This window comes from Cyanobium sp. ULC082 (assembly GCF_977927535.1).
The window spans coordinates 1,105,455-1,120,679 of record NZ_OZ376397.1; the positions used below are offsets into that span (position 1 = coordinate 1,105,455).

At 67.2% G+C, this 15,225-nt stretch carries 12 protein-coding genes; 8 read left to right on the forward strand and 4 right to left on the reverse strand.

Annotation, left to right across the window (positions count from 1 at the left end; genetic code table 11):
* Positions 1–28: 28 nt before the first annotated feature.
* Positions 29–751 (reverse strand): lysophospholipid acyltransferase family protein, encoded by a 723-nt coding sequence (locus ACXMDY_RS05960; RefSeq protein WP_399243888.1) that lies wholly within the window; start codon positions 749–751, stop codon positions 29–31.
* 197 nt (positions 752–948) lie between these two features.
* On the opposite strand from ACXMDY_RS05960, the gene ACXMDY_RS05965 reads away from it, so the two are divergent.
* Positions 949–1,698 carry a pyridoxine 5'-phosphate synthase gene (locus ACXMDY_RS05965; RefSeq protein ID WP_259701662.1) on the forward strand — a complete coding sequence of 250 codons (750 nt, stop codon included), beginning with the start codon at positions 949–951 and terminating at the stop codon, positions 1,696–1,698.
* Entirely contained in the window at positions 1,695–2,030 is a 336-nt protein-coding gene (locus ACXMDY_RS05970; protein WP_259701663.1) for an MgPME-cyclase complex family protein, read from the forward strand. Before ACXMDY_RS05965 ends, ACXMDY_RS05970 begins: the two co-directional genes overlap by 4 nt.
* Here ACXMDY_RS05970 and ACXMDY_RS05975 read toward each other — a convergent pair.
* Both ACXMDY_RS05975 and ACXMDY_RS05980 read right to left on the reverse strand, forming a co-directional pair.
* On the reverse strand, positions 2,027–2,218 hold the full coding sequence (locus tag ACXMDY_RS05975; protein ID WP_259701664.1) for a hypothetical protein: 192 nt from the start codon (positions 2,216–2,218) through the stop codon (positions 2,027–2,029). The genes ACXMDY_RS05970 and ACXMDY_RS05975 overlap by 4 nt on opposite strands.
* 59 nt (positions 2,219–2,277) lie before the next feature.
* Complete coding sequence (locus ACXMDY_RS05980; RefSeq protein ID WP_259701665.1) at positions 2,278–2,607, reverse strand: hypothetical protein; 330 nt, start codon at positions 2,605–2,607, stop codon at positions 2,278–2,280.
* Positions 2,608–2,732: 125 nt separating this feature from the next.
* Here ACXMDY_RS05980 and ACXMDY_RS05985 point away from each other — a divergent pair, with 125 nt between their 5' ends.
* The 4 genes from ACXMDY_RS05985 to ACXMDY_RS06000 are packed head-to-tail and all read left to right on the forward strand — an operon-like array spanning position 2,733 to position 12,281.
* Positions 2,733–3,413 carry a metallophosphoesterase gene (locus ACXMDY_RS05985; RefSeq protein ID WP_259701666.1) on the forward strand — a complete coding sequence of 227 codons (681 nt, stop codon included), beginning with the start codon at positions 2,733–2,735 and terminating at the stop codon, positions 3,411–3,413.
* Complete coding sequence (locus ACXMDY_RS05990) at positions 3,407–6,760, forward strand: exodeoxyribonuclease V subunit gamma (RefSeq protein WP_259701667.1); 3,354 nt, start codon at positions 3,407–3,409, stop codon at positions 6,758–6,760. The genes ACXMDY_RS05985 and ACXMDY_RS05990 overlap by 7 nt, the downstream gene beginning before the upstream one ends.
* Positions 6,757–10,596 carry a UvrD-helicase domain-containing protein gene (locus ACXMDY_RS05995; protein WP_259701668.1) on the forward strand — a complete coding sequence of 1,280 codons (3,840 nt, stop codon included), beginning with the start codon at positions 6,757–6,759 and terminating at the stop codon, positions 10,594–10,596. The genes ACXMDY_RS05990 and ACXMDY_RS05995 overlap by 4 nt, the downstream gene beginning before the upstream one ends.
* Entirely contained in the window at positions 10,593–12,281 is a 1,689-nt protein-coding gene (locus ACXMDY_RS06000; RefSeq protein ID WP_259701669.1) for an ATP-dependent DNA helicase, read from the forward strand. Before ACXMDY_RS05995 ends, ACXMDY_RS06000 begins: the two co-directional genes overlap by 4 nt.
* A gap of 11 nt (positions 12,282–12,292) precedes the next feature.
* On the opposite strand, the gene ACXMDY_RS06005 is transcribed toward ACXMDY_RS06000, so the two are convergent.
* Positions 12,293–14,464, reverse strand: a complete 2,172-nt coding sequence (locus ACXMDY_RS06005) for a glutamine synthetase III family protein (RefSeq protein ID WP_259701670.1) — start codon at positions 14,462–14,464, stop codon at positions 12,293–12,295.
* A 126-nt stretch (positions 14,465–14,590) separates the two neighbouring features.
* Between ACXMDY_RS06005 and ACXMDY_RS06010 the strand changes: the two genes are divergently transcribed.
* Complete coding sequence (locus ACXMDY_RS06010) at positions 14,591–14,812, forward strand: hypothetical protein (RefSeq protein ID WP_259701671.1); 222 nt, start codon at positions 14,591–14,593, stop codon at positions 14,810–14,812.
* 3 nt (positions 14,813–14,815) lie between these two features.
* On the forward strand, positions 14,816–15,181 hold the full coding sequence (locus ACXMDY_RS06015) for a phosphomannose isomerase type II C-terminal cupin domain (RefSeq protein WP_259701672.1): 366 nt from the start codon (positions 14,816–14,818) through the stop codon (positions 15,179–15,181).
* Positions 15,182–15,225 lie beyond the last annotated feature (44 nt).

Consider the following 15,225-nt stretch of genomic DNA (forward strand, 5'->3'; position numbering starts at 1 on the left):
TGGAAGGATCGAAAAGTTCTGATCAACTCTAAAGGGCGTCGATCGGACGCCCCAAAGCCAGACGGGCCGCTTCCTCGGCTGATTGCATGGCCAGGGCCAGGCGTTCGTTGAGGGTTTTCACAGCCACACGCCCCCTGCCTTCCACGCTCAGCACGGGGCCGAAGCAAAGCGCTGCCCGACTCCGGAAGTGCGGACGCTCCTGTTCATAGCCGATCCCAACGGGAACCACCTGGACAACCACCCCCTGGCTGGCGGCCAGGACAGCCAGCCGGGCCAGACCCTGATGCAACCGGATCGGACCATCCTGGCGACGGATCTGGCCTTCCGGAAAGACGACAAGCTGCTGGCCGACCCTGAGGAGATCCACTGCGTAGCGAAGGGTGGTGGTGCCCGGCCGGCCCTGGTCGACGGGGAAACAGCCCAGACGCTGCAGAAACCAGCCCTGGATTCCCTTCATCTCCGTCTGGGTGACCATGAACCGGCAGTCTCTGCCGCTGACGCGCCGGCCGGCGGCGCGCGGCAGCAACAGGGCATCCCAGCGGGCACGGTGGGTGGGGGCCAGCAGCACGGCGCCGTGCAGGGGCAGGTGCTCGGTGCCGAGCAGCTCGATCCGGCTGAACTGCCATGGCAGGGCCAGATCCTGGGTGACCGCCATGGCCAGTGGAGCCAGGGCCGGGCTGACCCCGAAGCAGATCCGGCGCTCCCGACGGATCAGGGCGTGCTCAGCTGCCGATGGTTCGGCTGCAAGCACCGTTTCCGGCCCGGTTGCCGGCCCTTCGGCTGGCTCGGTTGTCGGGCTGATCTGCTGCCGCGAGCTCACGGCCACCTGCCATCACGGAACTATCGGCAAGCTAGGGGGACAGGCTCCCCGCCGATCCACCCGACGGGCAGTTGCCGCTGCGGCCCGGATTCAATCCATAGGATCAGGCAAACCATCCCGCTTCTGCCGTGGCCAGCCTTGGCGTGAACATCGACCACGTTGCCCAGGTGCGCCAGGCTCGCCGCACCGTGGAGCCTGATCCAGTCAGTTTCGCCCTGTTGGCGGAACTGGGGGGAGCCGACGGCATCACCGTGCATCTGCGCGAAGACCGGCGCCATGTTCAGCTCCGGGATCTGGAGCTGCTGCGGGCCACCGTGCGCAGCCGGCTCAACCTGGAAATGGCTGCCACCGCTGAGATGGAGGCGATTGCCCTGGAGATCAGGCCCGACATGATCACCCTGGTGCCGGAAAAGCGCCAGGAGGTGACCACCGAGGGAGGGCTGGACGTGCTGACCCAGCGTCCGGCCCTGCAGGCCCTGGTGGAGCGACTGCAGATGGCCGGCATTCCCGTGAGCCTGTTCGTGGACCCGGAGCCTGCCCAGCTGGAGGCCAGCCAGCTGTGCGGTGCCCGCTGGGTGGAGCTCCACACCGGCGCCTACGCGGAAGCGAGCTGGCCGGAGCAGCCCCGCGAACTGGCCAGGCTCACCGAGGCCGCCGCCCTGGCCGGTCAGCTCGGCCTGCGGGTCAACGCCGGCCATGGCCTCACTTATCAGAATGTTGAGCCGGTCGCCGCGATCGCCGCGATGGAGGAACTGAACATCGGTCACACGATCGTGGCCCGGGCCCTGGCGGTGGGGCTGCAGGAGGCGGTGCGGCAGATGAAGGCCCTGGTTCAGAATCCTCGCCACGACCCCCTGTTTGGTGGCATCAGCCCATGAGCGCCTCAACGCCGACCACCTATTTCTTCGTAGCCGCCAGCACAGCCTTCCTCACGGAGGAGGAGCCGCTCGAAGAAGTGCTCCGGGAGCGGGTTCGGAACTACGCCGAGGGGAACAAGCCGATCGATTTCTGGCTGATCAGCTCCCCGGCATTTCTTGCCTCCGTCGATCTTCAGAGCGTTGCCGCCTCCCTTCCGAAACCGGCCTCAGCCGTGGTGTCCACCGATCCGAAGTTCATCGATTTTCTCAAGCTGCGCCTTGAGTTCGTGGTGAAAGGGAGCTTTCTGGCCCCAAGTGCCACCATTCCGGATCCATTGGCCGCCGCCGGCTAGGCCACCTGGCGCTGCTTCTCAACCACCCAGCCGGCCAGGTGCCTCTGCTGGCGGTGGTCAAGGGCCCGATCAGCCAACAAGCGCTCACGCAGACGCTCCAGATCCTCCGGGTGAAGTTCACCGTTCGACTGCCAATGGAGATTGGTGGGGATCAAGGTGTTGGGTTGCTGACGCAAATCTCTGTCCATGTTGTCAGAGCGAACAGCCCTGGGGCGACCCTGAAATCGGTTGAATTCCTGCAGAGATCTCAGAACAGGCCGAGGAAGCGTCGACGTCCCTCGGAGGGTCTGCCAGCGGGAGTGTCCCTGCCGTCCTGCTGATGGCGAGGCCGCTGATCGCCAATCGTCAGCAGGGCCTCCTTGTTCTTCCACCAGATCCAGTCGCGGATCGGCGGTGTGGCGAGCAGGTCGTTGCGGCTGAGCCGCAGTCCGAGCCGCGATGAGGCATCGAGCAGCACCTCGACCATGGCCTCCCCATCCGTGCAGGCAGCCAGTGCCTCGTTGGTGCGCTTTGCTCCATTCAGCGCCTTCACCAGCAGATTGACCCTCTGGGAAACGGAGAGGGAGGCTGGATCCATGGGCCTGCAAAGACATTGGGCGGACGGTACCAGCGCCAGTGAACCGGTGGCAGGCGGCAAAACTGACAAAAGGCGCTCGAAGGTTCAGACTTCAAGAGCGCAAGCTTCTTCAACCCGCCCGTTCCATGGCGTCTGCACCGCCCCATCAGCCCCACTGGGTGATCGGTGATGTCCATGGTTGCGCCCAGGCCCTCGCAGAACTGATCTCCAGGCTCCCCAGGACTGATCGGCTGATCCTCTGTGGAGATCTGATCAACCGTGGGCCCCAGATCCAGAGAACGATGGAACTGGGCTGGAGCCTGGTCCAGAGTGGTCGGGCGGTGTGGTTGCGCGGCAACCACGAGCAGAAGCTGCTGGATGCACTGAGCCGGGGAGATTCGATCCGAAACCGCAGCCTGGCCGGGTCCGACACCTTCCGCCAGCTCGGTACGGAGCAGTGCCGGTTCTGGCGGTGCCGGCTCGCTTCCCTCCCGCTGGCGTACTGGGGCCAGGGCTGGGTAGCGACCCACGCCGGCTTCGATCCATCCACCTGGAAGCCTGATCTGGGAATCCGCGCCCCCTTCTGGCGGGCCTACGACGGACGTTTCGGCGACGTGATCATCGGCCACACCCCTGAGCAGGTCGTGAAACGCCGCCGCAATTCGATCGTGATGATCGACACAGGAGCCTGCTACGGGGGGCGGCTGACGGCCTACTGCCCCGAAACCGGCGACACAGTCAGCGTGCCGGGCGCGGGCTCGCTCCCGGACGACCGGACCATCAGGCAGGAGCTGGAGCGATCCTTCCTGGCCCCCTGCCCTTGCTGACGGTCTATCGCAGCAACCGGGCCGAGTTTCTCGCCCAGTTGCTGGCCCAGCAGCTCCGCCTCGACCCTCCCAGCCCCTGGGAAACCATCCAGGTGGTGGTGAACACCTGGCCCACCAGCCGCTGGCTGGGGGAACAGCTCGCCGTGGAGCTGGGTGGAATCGTCGCCAATCTGCGGTTTCCCTTTCCGGCCAGCCGTCTGCGTCAGATCGTCAATCACCTGCTCGACGATGCTGCCGCGGCCGACGATCCCTGGCGTGCCACAAATCTGGTCTGGCCGGTGCTGGAGCTGCTGCCGGAGCTGGCCAAGGCGCCTGAGGCGTTTCTGCTCGAGCGCTGGCTGCAGAGTCGCGGTGACAGCCAACGGCTCGACGCCCCGCTCTGGCAGCTGGGCCGGGCCATCGCCGACAGCCTCGACGATCTCACCCTCTACAGGCCGGCCATGCTGGCGACCTGGTCGGGCGGTCAAGACCGCGATGATCGCGGCGAGCCGCTGCCCGAGTTGCAGCGCTGGCAACCACTGCTCTTCCGCCAGCTGCAGGCCCGTCTTGGGGTGCAGCCGTTCGGTCTCAGGCTGATCGAGGCGATCGAGCGGCTGCGCCTTGGCACCGCCCGGGTGGAAGGACTGACGGGCACGCTGCGGCTGTTCGGTCTCAGCAGCGGCGCCCCACTCCAGGTGCAACTGCTCCAGGCCCTCTCGGCTGTTCTGCCGGTCGACATCTACCTGCTGACCCCCTGTCGCGACCTGTGGCAGCGCTGCAGCCAACGGCGCCAGGAGCTCCGCGATGCCGTGGCTCTCACCGAGCCCTTCGCCCTCGACTGGCTGGTTCAGGCTCCGGCTCTGGAGGGACGCTTCGGTCGCCTGGGCGGGGAGTTTCAGCAGCTCCTGGAGGGAACCGGCGAAGCCCAGCTCGGTTGTGCCCAGGAACGGGACCTGTTCTTTCTTCCCGCCACGGCCGCCACCGCGCAGGGGCGAAGCCCCCGGCTGCTGGAGCAGCTCCAGGAACAACTGGTGGAGGGAGCCGCTCCGCAGGCACTCAGCTGGCGGGCGGGGGATCGCTCCCTGGAGTTCCACCCCTGTCCCGGGCGGCTGCGGCAGGTCCAGATCGTGCGTGACCGCCTGTTGCAGCTGATGGCCGAGGACAGCAGCCTGGAACCGCGTCACATCCTGGTGATGACGCCGGATGTGGACCGACTCGCTCCCTTGCTGGCCGCCGTGTTCGGCGACACGGCAGCCACCGGCGTGGTGTTGCCGTGGCGACTCACGGACCGAAGCCAGCAGGAGGAAGCGGGCCTGAGCGCGGCACTGCTGCAACTGCTGCTGCTGGGGGGTGAGCGGCTCACCGCCAGCGCGCTCGAGACCCTGCTCCAGAACACGGCGCTGCAGGAGCACTTCCAGCTCGAGTCGGGCGAAGCCGCCGCCCTCAGCTCCACGCTCCAGACCTGCGGCTTCCGCTGGGGACTGGCGGCCGAACAGCGCGGAGGAAACGCCAGCCACAGCCTGTCCTGGGCGATTGATCGCCTCTTGCTCGGCCTGGCCCTGCCCGATCAAGCCGGAGTGGCGGTCGGCGACTGCGCTCCCCACCGGCTGGGGGGAACGGTCGAACAGCTGGGTCGCTGGATCCGTTTGCTCACCAGCCTGCGGCAGGTGCTGACTGAACTGGCCCGCGCCCACAGCGCCGCCGAATGGGCCGCCCGGCTGCCGCCGCTGCTCACGCTCCTGTTCGGTGATGGTGGAGATCGGGCCTGGGAACTGCAGACCATCCGGGAGGCGATCGCCAGCTGGCATCAGAGCGCGGCCAGCTGCGACCTTCAGCTCACGGCTCCAGTGGTGGCCGCGGTGCTGAAGGAACGTCTCTCAGCCGACAGCGGTCGTTTCGGGCACCGCAGCGGTGCTCTCACGATCAGTGCCCTCGAGCCGATGCGCGCCATCCCCCACCGGGTGATCGTCCTGATCGGACTCGATGCCGGGGCCTTTCCCCGCCAGGGGACACGGCCGGGTTTCGATCTGATGGAGAACCACCGCCGCCTGGGTGATCCCCACAGCGCCGATCAAGACCGCTACGGCCTGATCGAGGCGCTGCTCTCGGCCCGGGATCATCTGCTGATCTGCTGGAACTGCCGCGAGGAACACAGCGGCGAACCGATTGCACCGGCTGCTCCGGTGCGCCAGTGGCTGGAGCTGGTGCGCTCGGAACTGGGGGAGGAAGCGGCGGCTTCCCTGCTGGTGAACCATCCCGCCAGTCCGCTCGATCGCCGGAACTTTCTGGTCGAGGACGGGCGCCAGCCCGCCAGCTGTGATCAGCGCCTGCTCAGGGTGCTGCAGCAGCTGGAGCGCTTAGGCAGCCTCGGACCAGGGACTGATCGATGGGAGGGGGCCACCGCACCCCTGATCCTGCGGGGTCCTGGCCGGAACGTGCGGGGCGAACCTGGCGTCGCGGCGGCAACGGAACGGCTGGAAGCGGAGGAGGCCTACCGCGATCTCCGCCACTGGCTGATCAGGCCCCAGGATCACTGGCTTCGCAGCCTGGGCCTGGAGGCGCGGGAATGGAGCGAGGCCATCGAGGATCTCGAAGACCTCGAACTCGATGAAAGGCAGCGTGCCGCCCTGCTTCGTGGCGTGCTGGATGCGGATCCCGCCCCAGGCGGAGCCGATCCGCCGGACTGGATCCAGCGCACCCGGGGGCGTGGCCTGCTGCCCCCGCTGGCGGCCGGCATCCTCGAAGCCCAGGCCCTTAACGAACGCTGGGGTTCGCTGAAGCAGTGTCTGGAACGTCTTGGCACCCCCCACCAGGAGACGCACCACTGGCAGCCGCCACTGGCTTCGCTCCAGCCCCTGCAGGCCACCGTCCTCTGGCATGACACCACGCTCGTGCTGGTCAAAACGAGCAAAGCCCAGGCCTCCCATCGCCTGGAGCTGGCCTTGCAGCTGATCCTCTCGGGCGCCTGTGGGGCCCAGACCTCGGGTGCTGTGTTGGTCGCCCGCCACGAGAACTCCTTTGCGGTGGTGGAGAAGCTCCGCCCCCCAACTTCCCTTCAGGCCGGTTCGATCCTGGAGCAGTGGCTGGGCTGGCACCAGCGCAGCCACTGCTGGCCAGTGCCACCGGCCACCGGCTGGGCCTATGCCGAAGCGGAGCTCGCCAGCCCCGGCACCGGTCTTGCCAAGGCCACGGCCTGCTGGGAAGGCAGCGGCTTCGGCCAGAGAGCGGAACGGGAGGACCCGGCCATCAGCCTCTGCTTCGGCCGCGACACAACCGCCAGGGAGCTTGTGGCGGGGACGTTCGGGCCGTTCCATGAGCTGTCGATCGAACTCCAGACCCCTCTGCTGGCCCTGCGGTCAGAACCATGACCCAGCTCCAGCCGCAGCCGGGAGCGCCACCGGTCGACTTCGAGGCCAACGGGGTGGGTCTGGAAGGCGGTGTGCTGCTGCTGGAAGCGAGCGCCGGCACCGGCAAGACCTTTGCCCTCGCCCACCTGGTGCTGAGGCTTGTGGTGGAACGGCAGCTGTCGTTGCGGGAACTGCTGGTGGTGACCTTCACCGATGCCGCTGCCGCCGAACTCAGGGATCGCATCGGCCGGCGACTGCTGCAGGCGCTGCAGGGAATCGCTGATCTGGAATCGGCGGCTGGAGAGGCCGCTGGGATCGAGGGGATCGACGACGTCCTGCGGGCCTGGCTCGCCAGCCAGGGGAGCATCGAGGCCAGCCCACGGCTGCGGGCACGGCTGTTGCTGGCCCTCGAAGACCTCGATGCCGCCGACATCACCACGATCCACGGATTCTGTCGCCGCACCCTGCAACGCCAGGCGCTGGAGGCCGGGCTCGGCCCCGACGTCGAGCTGGACACCGATGCCAACACCCTGGTCGAGCAGATCTGCCACGACTACTGGCAGCAGCAGATGCTGCCCCTGCCCAGCCACCTGCTCGATGGGCTCAGGCGCCGGGGGGTGAGCCTGAAGGGATTGATCAGCCTGTTGGCCCAGCTGGAGGGGGATGCGGCCCTGGGTCTTGCCCCCCTGCCGAGCGGTTTCCAGGCCGAGCTGCCACTGCCTGGCCAGCTGATCAACCTCTGGGACCAGCTCTGGAACGCGTTCGTCCAGCTCTGGCAGACCAGAGGGGAGCTCCTCTATGGGGCCCTGCAGGCAGCCCCGGCCCACTGGAAGTCGCTCGGTGCCAAAACCTCCAGGGAGTATCCGCTCAAACCGAAGATCGACCGCCACCGGAAGCTCTCCAACTGGCTGATCGCCCAGCAGGCGGGGGATGGGATGGGGTCCTACGCCGACACGGTGAAGGATCCGAACGGCCTCAGTGACTATTTCCACCCGGGCCCCTTCACCAAGCAGGCCAGTCGCTGGGAAGGAGCGGCTGTTTCCCTGCCGGAGCGCCCCCTGATGGAGGCTGTTGCGGGCCTGGTGGATGGGCCTGCCGAGGCGATGCTCGCCCATTTCTGCCACTGGGCCCGTCGGGAGGTGGCAGAGCGGCGGAGGCGCAGCGGCCGGATGAGTTACGGCGATCTGCTCCGGGGGCTGGATCCAGGCCTGGAGGGCACGGCCCACCGGGAACTGATCGCTGCGGTGGCGCATCGCTATCGGGTTGCCCTGATCGATGAATTCCAGGACACCGATCCGATTCAGTGGCGCATCCTGCGGCAGGCCTTCCTGAACCCATCGCTGCCCGGAGACGGGCCGGATCACCTGCTGGTGATGGTGGGCGACCCCAAACAGGCGATCTACCGCTTCCGGGGCGGTGACCTGGCCACGTACCAGGCCGTGCGACAGATCACCCCCCGGGTGGTGGTACTGCGATCGAACTTCCGCGCCTCGGCACCCCTGGTGGCCTCGCTGAATGGACTGATGGCGAAGGGGCTGGCACGCTCCGGCCTGGAGGTTCCCGCCGTCGTGGCCGAACGCTCCGGCGGAATCAGCCTGTCCCTGCCGGCTGGCGACTCCCCCCTGCAACTGCTCTGGCTTGGCGGCACGGTGGCTGATGCTCCCCTGCCGAGTCGCAGCGCCCTGGAGCGGGAGCTGCCCCAGCAGGTGGGCTGCCTGATCGTTCAGCTGCTGGGGCGGGGCATCCAGGTCCGGGAGGGTGATCGCTGCCGTGCCCTCCTGCCCCAGGACATCTGCCTGCTGGTCAGCCGCCACGACCAGGCGGAGGCGCTGCGCCAGGCCCTGGAGCGGCGAGGCGTGGCCTCACGGCTGGTCAGCAAGGAGGATGTCTTCCTGAGCGAAGGAGCGGCGGTGCTGCAGCGGCTGCTGGATGCCCTGGCGAAGCCTGGCCAGGCTCGAAGCCGGCGCCTGCTGGCGGCCTCCCCCCTGCTGGGCTGGAGCGCCCAGCAGATCGCCGAGGCCAGCCCCGGCAGCTGGGACGCCCTGGCCGGCCAGGTCGCCCGCCTCTCCGCCGACCTGGCCAGTCGCGGGCTGCTGGCCGCCCTGGGCGAGCTGATCCGGGCGGAGACCCTGGCGGAGATCACCCTGCGGGGCGGCTTGCTGGCGGATCTGCAGCAGTGCGCCGAGCTCGTCCAGGAGCGCATGCATCAGGAACGGTTCGGGGCGGCGGCCGCCGCCGACTGGTTGCGGCGACGCCGGCATCACCCCCCGGCGACCCTGCCGGAGAAGCACCAGCCGAACAGCGCGACCGTTCCTTCCGCGGTGGGTCTGGTGACGGTGCATCGCAGCAAGGGACTGGAATTTCCCGTGGTGATCTGCCCCTATCTCTGGCAGGCGCCCGGCAGCAGCCGCGGCCGTGCTGGCGCCAGCAGCCTGGGGCGACGCTGGACGCCGCCGGGGGAACAGCAGGTACGCCTCGACCTGCATCGCAATGCCTGCTGGGGCGATGGCCTCGCGGCGCTGCAGCAGGAGCGGCAGGAGCTTGGGGCGGAAGCCGAGCGGCTGGCCTATGTGGCCGCAACCCGGGCGATGCAGTTGCTGATCCTCTGCTACGGGCCCGCCAAGGAGCAGGCCCTCAATCCGCTGCTGCCCTGGTTGTTTCCCACGCTCCCCCTTCCGTCTGAAGGGGATGATCTCGCCCCCATCCAGCGGCGCATCGACCTGGAGCAGATCCGCGGGCTGCAGCTGATCACCCCACCGGAGGCGGCGGACCAGGCGGAACGCTGGCAGCCCCCCTCCCCCCAGGGGGTGCTGGCCACCGGGCCGAGACCCGAGCGGTCCCTTGGCGATGGCTGGGGGCGCAGCAGCTATTCCAGCTGGACCCATGGCGCGGCCTCCAGTCTTGGACCGATCGCCCTGGAGGAAGGACGCGAAACCGATGGAATCAGCGCTGGGATCAGCGATGCGGTGGCGGCAGAAGACCTGGCGGTGGGCCCAGGCCAGGCGTCCCGCTCGATCTGGGCCGGGGAGGGGCCACTGGCCTTCTTCCCCCGGGGCGCCGGAGCTGGAGACTGCCTCCACCGCATCCTGGAGCAGGTGGACCACCAGCTGCCCGCCAACACCCCTGCCCAGGCGGAGCTGGTGGAACGGGAGCTGGCACGGGCCGGCATCGAAGCCGGTGAACGGGACGCCGTACTCCGGTTCCTGGATCAGCTGCGGTTCACGCCGATGGGCGGCGCCCTGGGGGCGTTCCGGTTGGCTGATCTGCCGATCAACCAACGGCTCAATGAAATGGGTTTCGATCTGCCGCTGGCGAGCGGCGAAGGTCAGCTGGTGCGGGCTTCCGGCCTGGCCCGGGTGTTCCGGCAACAGCCTCTGGCGGCCGCGCCCACCTATGCCGACCAGCTGGCCGATCTGCCGGTGGCCAGCCGGGGGTTCCTGACCGGTTCGATGGACCTGGTCTTCACCGCCCCCGACAGCGCCGGGGCGGAGCGCTGGTGGGTGGCCGACTGGAAAAGCAACTGGCTGGGCGAACGGGACCAGGCGGGCCAGCCGCTGGCCTGCGGGCCGCGCCACTACGGCGAGGAGTCGATCGCAGCGCTGATGCGCAGCAACCACTACCTGCTTCAGGGCCATCTGTATCTGGTTGCCCTGCATCGCTACCTCGACTGGCGGCTGCCGGGTTACAGGGCCAGTCAGCACCTGGGGGGCTACGTCTATGTGTTCCTGAGAGGTGTGCCGGGCCCCCTTCCCAGGCAGGCGGCGGAAGGGAGCTTCGTGCCCGGGATGCTGGTGGAGTCCGTCGATCTGGCCAGGCTTGAATCCCTCGATGCGCTCCTGCGGGATGGCCAGCGATGACGGCAGCCGTGCCGGCGGGTCGAGCACAACAGCCGTGGCACGGTCCCCTGGCGGAGGCGATGGCCGAAGCCTTGCCCCGGCTCTATGGAGTGGCGCCCGACCCCCTGCTGAGTGAACTGATCAGGGCCCTCACCTCGGCCCTGGAGCGTGGGGAACTGGAACTCGACCTGACTGGCCCACCCCCGGATGGGGTATCCGCCGCTGCCTGGCCGGCCGGCCACGGCGCCGCCCTGAAGCGATCGGGCCTGGCGGCAGTCAGCAGTGATCCGGCTGATCCACCAGCGCCGCTCGTGGCAACGGCGACGGGAGGAATCGCCTGGCGCCGCTGGTACGAGCAGCAGGAATCGGTGCTTGCGGCTCTCCAGGAGCGGGCCCTTGCTCCCCGCCTTGAGCTGGTAACAGCAGCAGCCCAGAGCCAGGTCGCAGCAGAGATCAGCCTTCGCAACGGGCTCGACCCGCAGCAACAACGCGCCCTGCAGGCCCTGCTGCAGCATCAGCTCGTGGTGCTCGGCGGTGGACCCGGAACCGGGAAAACCTCCACCGTGGTGGCGATGCTGGCGGCGGTGATCAGCCTCAACCCAGGGCTGCGGACCTGGTTGGCAGCACCCACAGGCAAAGCCTCCAGCCGGCTGAAGCGGGCCATCGAAGATCGCTGCGCCGTGCTGCCGGAAAGCCTGGCTCTGGCCTTGCGGGCCCTGCCCTGCAGCACACTTCACCGCCTGCTCGAAAGCAATGGGGAGCGGTTTGGCCGTAACCGCAATCATCCCCTCGCCGTCGATCTGCTGGTTGTCGATGAAGCGTCGATGCTCGACCTCAACCTGGCAACCGCCCTGCTCGACGCCCTGCCGCCCCAGGCCCAGCTTCTGCTGGTGGGAGACCCGGCCCAGCTGCCACCGGTGGGAGCCGGAGCGATCCTGAGCGAACTGCATCGACCGGAGCGCTGGCAACAGCTGGGCGAGGCTGCCGTTGAGCTCGGCACCACCTATCGCAATGCCGGTGCCATTGCCGGCGTTGCCTCGCTGCTGCGCCATGGGGACCGTTCCGCTGTCCTGGAGCGACTGGATCGCCTCAGCCCGGCTGACAACCTCAGCTGGCTGAGAAGCCCCACGCTCCGATTGCCGCTGGAACTGGAGAAACGCATGCTGGAGCAGCAGCGGGAACTGCGCCGCCTGGCGGAAGGCTTCAGCCTCGATGATCCCCACACAGCAGACGTGTTGCTGCAGCAACTTGAGGCCTTCATGGTGCTCTCCCCTCTGCGGCGGGGGCCATGGGGGGTGGAAGAACTCAACCGCCGGCTGTTGGGGGAACGGTTCAACGGTGGACCTTCGCGCTGGCCCCCCGGCACTCCGGTTATCTGCACCCGCAATCAGGAGGAGGCAGATCTCGCGAATGGAGACGTGGGGGTGGTGGTGCAGCCATCCGGAGGGGCTGTCCTGTTCGCGGCTGCAGGCGGCAGGACGCCAGCGGAGCCGAAGCTGATTCACCCAGCCCGGCTGGAAGGAGCCGCCGCTGCTTTTGCCCTCACCATCCACAAGGCCCAGGGGAGTGAATACGAAACCGTCTGCCTGCTGATGCCAGTCACCCAGCATCCTGATCCACGATCCCTCTACACAGGACTGACCCGGGCCAGGGATCGCTGTGTGCTGATCACCCCCGAGGGAACCGATTGGTTGCCAGGGGGGTGATCAGCTGTGGCTCAACGGACGAACAGCATCTCCTGATAGGTGGGCAGGGGCCAGATCGCATCATCCACGAGCGTTTCCAGGCCATCGACGGCTTCCCGCAGGGTTTCCATCAAGGGCAACAGGGTGTGGGCGCAGTGGTTCATGTGGGCCTGGGCATCGCCGTGGGGTGGGCTGGCGATGGCCTCTTCCAGCTTCGTGCAGGTCTGGAGGAGCTGCTGGTTGAGGCTGGCGATCTTGCCTGCCATCGCCCGGTCTGGGGGAAGGCCGAGGTTTTCCTGGTGGTGCAGGGAGCTGGAGAGCTGGCCCAGATAGGTCATGACGGCCGGGTACACCTGGGTGCGGGCCATCTGAAGCGCAAGCTTGGCTTCCACCTCGATCGCCAGCACGTACTGCTCGGCGTAGACCTCGTAGCGGCTTTCCAGTTCAACGGCACTGAGCACCCCTTCACTGACGAACAACTGGCGGACATCCTCCCGTTGCAGCACGGAGAGAGCATCGGCAGTGGTGCGGAGATTCTCCAGTCCGCGCTCTTCGACGGCTTTGTGATGCCAGGCCTCGGAGTAGCCGTCGCCGCCGAACACAACCGAACCATGCTCCTGCATGATCTGCTTGAGCACCGAAAAGGCTGCGTTGGGCAATGTTTCACCCGCCCCGAGCTTGGCTTCCAGCTGATCGGCCACGAAGCGGAGCGAATCGGCCAGGATCGTGTTCATCGCCACCAGGGGCCCCGCCACCGACTGGTTGGAGCCGACGGCCCGGAACTCGAAGCGATTGCCGGTGAAGGCGAAGGGTGATGTGCGGTTCCGATCGCCTGGATCCTTGGGGAATTCAGGCAGGGTGTCGACACCGAGCTGCATCACCCCGGCGGTGGCGGATCCGGTCACTTCGCCTTCGAGGATCTGCCTGTAGACATCTTCCAGCTGGCTGCCGAGGTAGACCGAGATGATCGCAGGAGGGGCTTCGTTGGCCCCGAGCCGGTGGTCGTTGCCGGCCGTGGCCACCACGGCCCTCAGCAGGGGGCCATAGAGATGGACGCCGCGAATCACGGCTCCACAGAACAGCAGGAACTGCATGTTCTCGTGGGGGGTGTTGCCGGGATCCAGAAGGTTGCCCTGGGTGGCATTGCCCACCGACCAGTTGACGTGCTTTCCGGAGCCGTTGATGCCTTCGAACGGCTTTTCGTGCAGCAGGCAGTTCATGCCGTGCTTCCGGGCGGTGTTCTTCAGCAGGGTCATCGTGAGCTGCTGGTGATCGGTGGCCACGTTGGCGGCCTCGAAGAAGGGGGCGAGCTCGAACTGGCCCGGCGCCACTTCGTTGTGACGGGTCTTGGCGGGAATGCCGAGGGTGTACATCTGCCGCTCCACGTCTTGCATGAAGACCTGGACCCGCTGAGGGATCGCGCCGAAATAGTGATCGTCGAACTGCTGGCCCTTGGCCGAAGGAGTTCCGAACAGGGTGCGACCGGTGAGCAGGAGATCCGGGCGAAGCGCCACGAAAGCACTGTCCACGAGGAAGTATTCCTGCTCGGCGCCGCAGCTGGAGTTGACCGGAGCCACGTCGGTGTAGCCGATCAGCTTGAGCAGCCGCTGGGCCTCGTGGTTCATGGCCGCATTGGAGCGCAGCAGAGGCGTTTTCTTGTCGAGTGCCTCGCCGGTCCAGGAGATGAAAACGGTGGGGACGCAGAAGGTGACCCCGTTCGGAGTCTCCATCAGGAAGGCCGGGCTGGTGATGTCCCAGGCGGTGTAACCGCGGGCCTCAAAGGTGGAGCGGATGCCGCCGTTGGGGAAGGAGGAGCCGTCAGGTTCGCCCTGGACAAGCACCTTGCCGGTGAACTCGGTGATGGTGGAGCCGTCTCCCTGGACCGAAATGAAGCCGTCGTGCTTTTCGGCGGTGGAGTTGGTGAGCGGATAGAAGACGTGGGCGTAATAGAGAGCTCCCCGACTCGTTGCCCACTCCTTCATGGCCTGGGCAACCATGTTGGCCACCGAAACATCAAGCTTGCCGCCCTCCTTGACCGTCTTCTGAACCGACTTGAAGACGTCCTTAGGAAGAGCCGCCTTCATTTTGGCGAGATCAAAAACGTCCTGGGCCCAGAGCTCCTGAAGGGGTGCATTGGGGGCCGTTGCCGCCGCCGGACGTTCCTGGATTGAACGGAAAGCGGCAAGGCGCTGGGGACTGGGCATGGGTCAGGAATTTGGCTCGGTTTGCATCTTTGGCTGCGGCGAGGCGCTGAGATGAAGCCATTGCTACCGAACCCCCGGGCCGGGCTGATGGGAGAGACTGAAGGAGCAACAACGAGCTCGGCCCTCATGATCCGCTACTACCTGCTCTTGCCGGATCCGACAGGAGGTGAGGCCACGCTGGGGCGGATGCTCGAAGATCGTTCGGAAGCCTGCTTCGACGGCTCGGCCACGCCGCCCAGCTGGCAGACCTGCAGCAACCAGATCCAGCGGCGGCTGCACTCCCACGACAAGATCGCCGAGATCAGCCTGGCCCGGGCCCAGGCCTGGAAACCGTCCGCCTTTTCCTGAGCTGTGCCCCCCTTCGAAGCAGAACGCTGTGAACGACCCTGGGGGTGGTTCGAATGCCTGGTCAGCGGCCCTGGTTATCAGGTGAAGCGGCTTCAACTCAAAGCGGGCCAGCGGATCAGCCTGCAGCGTCACCAGCAGCGCAGCGAGCACTGGGTGGTGATTGAGGGTGCGGGAACGCTGGAATGCGATGGGCAGGTCATCGAAGCGGAGCAGGGCACCCGCCTGCTGATTCCCCTGGGCGCTGTGCACAGGGCCACGGCAGGCGCCATCTCTCTGGCGATCCTGGAGGTTCAGATCGGATCGAGGCTCGACGAAGACGACATCGAGCGACTCGCCGACGATTACGGAAGGACGGCCTCACTCCGCTGAAGCATCCGGGAGTGGGTGGAGTGCCTGGTGATACAATTCTTCTT